Annotated in this window: 5 protein-coding genes; 1 reads left to right on the top strand and 4 read right to left on the bottom strand. The window is 73.1% G+C overall.

The window, feature by feature from the left end:
- Positions 1-326: 326 nt before the first annotated feature.
- The 4 genes from ald to ACIQUC_RS16525 form a co-directional block, all read right to left on the bottom strand.
- Positions 327-1,427: an alanine dehydrogenase gene (gene ald / locus ACIQUC_RS16540; RefSeq protein ID WP_402269111.1), complete on the bottom strand. Its 1,101-nt coding sequence runs from the start codon at positions 1,425-1,427 to the stop codon at positions 327-329.
- Between the two features lie 125 nt (positions 1,428-1,552).
- Positions 1,553-2,941, bottom strand: coding sequence for an FAD-binding oxidoreductase (locus ACIQUC_RS16535; protein WP_402269109.1), 1,389 nt, complete (start codon positions 2,939-2,941; stop codon positions 1,553-1,555).
- A gap of 35 nt (positions 2,942-2,976) precedes the next feature.
- Positions 2,977-3,963 (bottom strand): helix-turn-helix transcriptional regulator, encoded by a 987-nt coding sequence (locus ACIQUC_RS16530; protein WP_022905764.1) that lies wholly within the window; start codon positions 3,961-3,963, stop codon positions 2,977-2,979.
- A gap of 62 nt (positions 3,964-4,025) precedes the next feature.
- The gene (locus ACIQUC_RS16525; protein ID WP_022905765.1) at positions 4,026-4,988 is read right to left on the bottom strand and encodes a sugar-binding transcriptional regulator; all 963 of its coding nucleotides are present in this window, start codon (positions 4,986-4,988) and stop codon (positions 4,026-4,028) included.
- 180 nt (positions 4,989-5,168) lie between these two features.
- Between ACIQUC_RS16525 and ACIQUC_RS16520 the strand changes: the two genes are divergently transcribed.
- Positions 5,169-6,911 (top strand): FAD-dependent oxidoreductase, encoded by a 1,743-nt coding sequence (locus ACIQUC_RS16520; protein ID WP_402269106.1) that lies wholly within the window; start codon positions 5,169-5,171, stop codon positions 6,909-6,911.
- The last annotated feature ends 66 nt before the right edge of the window (positions 6,912-6,977 follow it).

Raw genomic sequence — 6,977 nt, 5'->3', positions numbered from 1 at the left:
GCCGCCGCCCGCCGGCCGCCCCCCCCCCCCGGGGTGGGGGTGGGCGCCTCGCGCCCGGGCCCGCGGCGCCGGCGGCGGTGCTCGCCCCCCCCCCCCCGAAACTCGCGCGCCGCCGCCCCGGCGTGCGGCCAGCCGCGCCCGCGGCGCGCGCCGAGACTCGGCTGAGCGGACAGTTTCGTGGCTCGGGAGCCGCGAAACTGTCCGCGGGGCCGAGTCTCGGCCTCGCGGCCGGCGCGCAGCGCGCGGCCGGCGCGCAGCGCGCGGCCGGCGCGCGGCGCGCCGGCCGGCGCGCGGCGCGCGGCGCGCGGCGCGCAGCGCCCGCGCGCCTAGCGCGCCGCGGCCGCCAGGCCGTGCGCCTCGGCCACTGCGGTGTTCACGACCCGCCCCGCGTGCACGTTCACCCCGAGCGCCAGGGCCGGGTCCGCAGCCGTCGCCGCCTCCCACCCCTGGTTCGCGATCGCGACGGCGTACGGCAGCGTCGCGTTCGTCAGCGAGATCGTCGAGGTACGCGGCACCGCTCCCGGCATGTTCGCCACGCAGTAGAACACGGTGTCGTGCACGGCGAACGTCGGGTCGTCGTGGGTGGTCGGGTGCGAGCCCTCGAAGCAGCCGCCCTGGTCGATCGCGATGTCGACGAGCACCGACCCGGGCTGCATGTCTGCCACCATGGCGTCGGTCACGAGCTTCGGCGCCGAGGCCCCGGGGATGAGCACCGACCCGATCACGAGGTCGGCGTCGCGCAGGGCCGAGGCGATCGCGTGCGCCGAGGAGCGCAGCGTCGTGATGCGTCCGTCGAACCGGGCGTCGAGGGCACGCAAACGCGGCAGGCTGATGTCGAACACGGTGACCTCGGCGCCGAGGCCGAGCGCCATCGTCGCGGCGTGCTCCCCCGCGACCCCGCCGCCGATGACGACGACACGGCCCTTCGGGGTACCGGGGACGCCGCCGAGCAGCAGCCCGCGCCCGCCGTGCGCCCGCATGAGGTGGTTCGCACCGACCTGCGCCGACAGCCGACCGGCGATCTCGGACATCGGCGACAGCAGCGGCAGCGACCGGTCCGGCAGCTGGACGGTCTCGTACGCGATGGCCGTCGCACCGGAGTCGATCAACGCGTCGGTCAGCGGTCGGTCCGCAGCGAGGTGCAGGTACGTGAACAGGACCTGGCCCGGGCGGATCGACGCGTACTCGGCGGCGACCGGCTCCTTGACCTTGAGGATCATCTCGGCACGCGCCCAGACCTCGGCGGCCGTCGGGACGATCGTCGCGCCGGCGGCCGCGTACTCGGCGTCGGGGAACGAGGACCCGTCCCCGGCTCCCGACTGCACGAGCACCTCGTGGCCGTGCAGTGCCAGCTCGGCGACGCCGGCCGGGGTGGCGGCGACGCGGAACTCGTTGTTCTTGATCTCGGTGGGGACGCCGATGAGCATTGCGGACTCCTTCGTGGGCGGTGCGTACGTCCTCACCATTGAGCGCCGGATTCGTTACGACGACGTTTCCTCCGAACATCCGAGCGATCGAGCGCGAAATCGTCCGACAGGATTCGGCGGAACGGTCAGAACACCTTGCCCGGGTTCAGGATCCCCGCGGGGTCGAACACCCGTCGGATCCCGCGCTGCAGCTCGAGCACGTCGTCCCCGAGCTCGTCGCCGATCCACCGCCGTTTGAGGACGCCCACCCCGTGCTCCCCCGTCAGCGTCCCGCCGAGCTCGATCGCCGCGCGGAACATCGCGTCGGCGGCGTCCCACACGTGCTGCGGCACCTCGTCGCCCGCGAACACGAAGTTCGGGTGCAGGTTGCCGTCGCCGGCGTGCGCGACGGTCGGGATCGCGATGCCGTACTGCTGCCCGATCGCCTCGACGCGCGCGAACATCTCGGCCAGCCGGCTGCGCGGCACCGCGACGTCCTCGATGAGGACGCGGCCCCGCGCCTCCATGGCCGGGTGGAACGACCGCCGGATCGTCAGCAGGCGGTCGCGTTCCGCCGCGGAGCCGGCCAGGTGCACGGTCCCGCCTTCGGCCTGGAGGCGCGGCACGGCACCCAGCGCGACCTCGGTCGCGCCCGGTCCGTCGTACTCCACGAGGAGGAACACCCCGCCCGCCGCGGTGCTCCCAACGGTCTCCGCGATCACCTGCGGCCCGAGGTGGGCGGCGATCCCCTCGAGCGCGGCGGCGTCGAGCAGCTCGACCGTGGACGGCCGGTCCGCTCCCGCCACGACGGACGCCGCGGCACGCGCCGCCGCCTCGACGCTCGGGTAGACGGCGCCGAGGGTGGCCGGCGCCCCCGCCGGGACCGGCACGAGCCGGACGGTCGCGCCGACGATCACCCCGAGCGTGCCCTCGGACCCGACGAGCAGCGCCGTGAGGTCGAGTCCGGTGACGCCCTTGACGGTGCGGTGTCCGGTCGAGACGAGTCGTCCGTCCGCGAGCACGACGTCGAGCCCGAGCACCGCTTCCCGCGTGACGCCGTACTTGACGCACCGCAGCCCGCCGGCGTTGGTGGCGATGTTGCCGCCGACGCTCGCGATGGCCGCACTCGCCGGGTCCGGGGCGAACCGCAGCCCGTGCTCGGCCACCGCGGCGTTGAGGTCGCCGTTGAGCACCCCGGGCTCCACCACCGCGTACTCGTCGTCGACCGAGACCCGCACGATGCGGTCCATCCGGGCGACGCTGAGCACGACCGTGCCCTCGGTGCCGTTCGCGCCGCCGGCGAGGCCGGTGCCCGCACCGCGCGGGACCACGGGGACCCCGAGCGCCGAGCACGTGCGGAGCGTGGCCTGCACGTGCTCGACCGTCCGGGCCTCGACGACCGCGACGGGGCCACCGGGGGCGACCCAGCCGGACTTGTCGGTCCGCGCGGCGTCGAGCACGTCCCGCTCGGTCCGGACGAGGGTGCCGTCCGGATCGGCGAGGGCGGAGCGGAGGGCGGTGACGACGGTGTCCATCCGGCCACGCTACGACAGCGCGGCGGACGCCGGGGTCAGTGCGCGCGCAGCGACTCGCTCGGCAGCTCGCCGAACCGCGCCCGGTACGTCGCCGAGAAGCGTCCGAGGTGTCCGAACCCCCACGCCCGCGCGATGTCGGCCACCGAGGTCGCGTCGCGGTCGCCGCGCACCAGGTCCGCGCGGGCGCCGTCGAGCCGGACGCTGCGGAGCAGGTCGCCCGGCGTCTGGTCGAGGTGCCGCCGGAGCGACTGCTGCAGGCCGCGCGGACTCAGGCCGGCCGCGGCGGCGATCTCCGGCGTGCCGATCGGCTCGCGGGCGTGCTCGTGCACGTACTCGAGGGCACGACGGAGCCGGGCGTGCTCGGGCCCGCTGCCGGTGACCGACGTGCGCCAGCGGCTCCGTTCCGGGAAGGCCGCGACGGCCGCGCGCACGAACGCCTCGGCGATGTCCCGCTGGGCGAGGGCGGTCAGTTCGTTCCCGACGTCGAGCCACGTCGCCGAGTGTGCCCGCACGACCGACTGCCACGCGCGCATGCCCTCGACCGTCGGACGGCGGAGCGGCTCGAAGGCGAAGTCGTCGTCGCCGACGACCGAGCGCACGAACCCGGCGTCGAGGTGCACGAGGTTCAGCCCGATGTCGCGGTGGTGGAGCGCGTAGGTGTCGGCGAAGGGCAGCACGACCGGCACGCCCGGCTCGAGGTGGACGTCCGCGCCGTCGTACGAGATCGTGCTCGCCCCGCTCCGCAGCCAGGCGACGAGGAACGCGTCGTCGACACGGCTGTCGCTCCGCAGGTCGACGAGGAACCGCGACGAGCGGAGGGACAGCCGGTCGTCGCCGACGCCCGCGAACTCCCACCGGGTGTCGGTGCGGGTGCGGCGGACGGCGGGCGAGCGGAAGGCGTAGTCACCGGCGAAGAAGGCGAGCGCCTGGTCGACGTCGGTGCCGGCGATGCGCCGGGAGTACCGCGTGTCCCCGGACCGGCGAACGCCGGCGGCGTGGCGGGTGTCCATCGTGGCGACCATGTCGAGGAACCTACGGGGCACCACCGACAATCCGGGCCCGCGGTCCGGAGGACCCGGACCGTTCAGGGCTGCAGGATCGCCTGTCCGACGCTCTCGTCGAGGATGAGGTCCGTGATCAGCCCGGCGGCGAGCGCACCCTTCAGCGACGCGGCCTTCGAGCGTCCGGCGACGACGCAGACCCGGCGCGGCGCGCGCTTGATCGTGTCGAGGTCCGGGGCACCGGCGCGGGCGTTCACCCCGATGTCCTTCCACGACCCGTCCGCCCGGTAGAACACCGTCGAGACGTCGCCGACGACCTGCGCCTTGGTGAGCTCGTCGCGGTCGGACGGGTCGAGGTACCCGCCGGAGTAGACGTGCGAGGGCACGGGCGCCTGGGGTGCCCCGACGCCGAAGACCACCAGGTCCATCCGCTCGTGCAGGTCGAGCACCCGGCGGATCGACCGCTCGCGGAAGAGCGCCTGCTTCGTGGCGGGGTCGTCGAAGAACGCCGGGACGGGGAACTGCTGCACGAACGCGCCGTACGCCTCGCCGAACCGGCGGAGGATCTCGGACGCGTAGACGATGCCGGTCGTCCGGGTGTTCGCGGCGCCGTTGATCTGGACGACCGTCGAGCCGTGGGTGGTCTTCGGCACGAGGTACCGGCTCACCGCGCTCACGGTCGAACCCCACGAGATCCCGATCACCATGTTCGACTCGACGTACTGCGTCAGGATGCGCGCAGCGGACAGGGCGACGCGTTCGAGCCGGTCGACGTCGCTCGTGTGGTCCGGCACCGGGACGACGTGCGCGTGCACGCCGAACCGGGAGCGGATGCTCCGGCTGAGCGCCGCGGCCTGGTCGAGCGGCGAGCGGATCTGGATGTCGACGAGCCCGGTGTCCCTCGCGTACTTGAGCAGGCGGGAGACCGAGGACCGCGAGGTGCCGAGCTCGTCGGCGATCGCGTCCATCGTCAGGTCCTGCAGGTAGTACAGGTGCGCGGCGCGCAGCGCCTGCTGCGTGCGCATGGGCTGCGCTGCGTCACTCATGGGAACTGAGCATGCACGGACGTGCACGGCCTCTGCAACCCCTGTCGCGCCTCCCGGCCCTCCTCCGGCCACTCCGGACACGTGTGCTGCACGTTCGTGCACGCAAGTTGCCCGCCCTCTCACCGAAGCGCACGATCGATGACGAACCACCACGGAACCCACGAAGGAAGCGACGCACCAATGTCGAAGAAGACGCAGCCCCGGAACACGGTGAACGCGCTCACGGAGCGCCCGAACGCACAGGTCCTCGTGGTCGGTGGCGGCATCAACGGCATCGCCACCTTCCGCGACCTCGCCCTGCAGGGCGTCGACGTCGCCCTGGTCGAGCGCGGCGACTACGCCTCGGGTGCGTCCGCCGCCTCGAGCCACATGATCCACGGCGGCATCCGCTACCTCGAGAACGGCGAGTTCCGTCTCGTCCGCGAGAGCGTGCAGGAGCGCAACGGCCTCATCCGGATCGCCCCGCACTACGTCAAGCCGCTGCAGACGACGATGCCGATCTTCTCGACGTTCTCGGGCATCATGAACGCCCCGCTGCGGATGCTCACGCACAAGCAGCGCTCGACGAAGGAGCGCGGCGCCGCGCTCATCAAGATCGGCATGACGATCTACGACTCCTTCTCGCGCGACGGCGGCTCCGTCCCGAAGCACCGCTTCCTCACGAAGAAGGCGGCGCTCGAGGACATGCCGGCGCTCAACAAGGACCTCAAGTACACGGGCACCTACTACGACGCGTCGGTGCACGAGCCGGAGCGCCTCGCGCTCGACGTGCTCAAGGACGGGCTCGCCGCGGGGAAGGGCGAGGGCTCGGCGTCGACCGCCCGCGCCGTCAACTACGTCGAGGCCGCCGGCACCCGTGACGGCGGCGTCCTGCTCCGCGACCAGGAGACCGGCGAGGAGTTCGTCTTCACCGCCGACGTCGTCGTGAACGCATCCGGCCCCTGGACCGACCTGACGAACCAGGCGTTCGGCGGCGAGACGGCGTTCATGGGCGGCACGAAGGGCTCCCACATCGTCGTCGACAACCCCGAGCTGCTCGAGGCGACGAAGGGCCGCGAGCTGTTCTTCGAGAACAACGACGGCCGCATCGTGCTCATCTACCCGCTCAAGGGCCGGGTCCTCATCGGCACGACGGACATCGACGCCGACCCGTCGAAGCCGGTCGTCACCACCGACGAGGAGATCGACTACTTCTTCGGCCTGGTGCAGCACGTCTTCCCGCAGATCGCGCTCACCCGCGACCACATCGTCTACAGCTACTCCGGCATCCGGCCGCTGCCCCGCCACGAGGACACCGCGCCCGGCTTCGTCTCGCGCGACTACCGGATCGTCGACACCCCGATCGCCGGGCTGCCGCACTCGACCGTGCTGTCGCTCGTGGGTGGCAAGTGGACGACCTTCCGCGCCCTCGCCGCGCACCTGTCCACCGACGTCACGACCAAGCTCGGCGTGACCCGCGCGGTCGACACCACCGGCATGCCGATCGGCGGCGGCAAGGACTTCCCGACCACGGACGCCCAGCGTGCCCTGTGGATCAAGTCGCACCGCGACGGCCTCGACGCCTCCGTCGTCGAGGGACTGCTCGAGCGCTACGGCACCCGTGCCGCCGAGGTCGTGGACGTCCTGGTCGACGGCCCCGTCGAGCCCCTCGAGTCCGACCCGGGCCTCACCCGTGCGGAGGTCGCGTACTTCGCCGAGCGCGAGCAGGCCGTGCACCTGGTCGACGTGGTCCTCCGGCGCACGAACCTCGCCTTCGTCGGCGGGGTCACGATCGACCTGCTCGACGAGCTGGCGGACGTGCTCGCCGGGTCGCTCGGCTGGACGCCCGAGGAGCGTGCAGACGAGGTCCAGCACACGCTCGACGTCCTGCGCGAGGCGCACCGGGTGATCGTGCCGCTGACGTCCGCGTCGCAGCTCGCGTAGTCCACGCGACCGACCACGGAACGGGAGGCGCGGTGCCGGCTGGCACCGCGCCTCCCGTTCCGTCCG

The sequence above is a fragment of the Curtobacterium sp. NPDC098951 genome (genome assembly GCF_044759965.1).
Taxonomy (GTDB): domain Bacteria; phylum Actinomycetota; class Actinomycetes; order Actinomycetales; family Microbacteriaceae; genus Curtobacterium.
The sequence above is the reverse complement of the archived record's forward strand: the minus strand, read 5'-3'. Positions and strand labels throughout refer to the sequence as shown.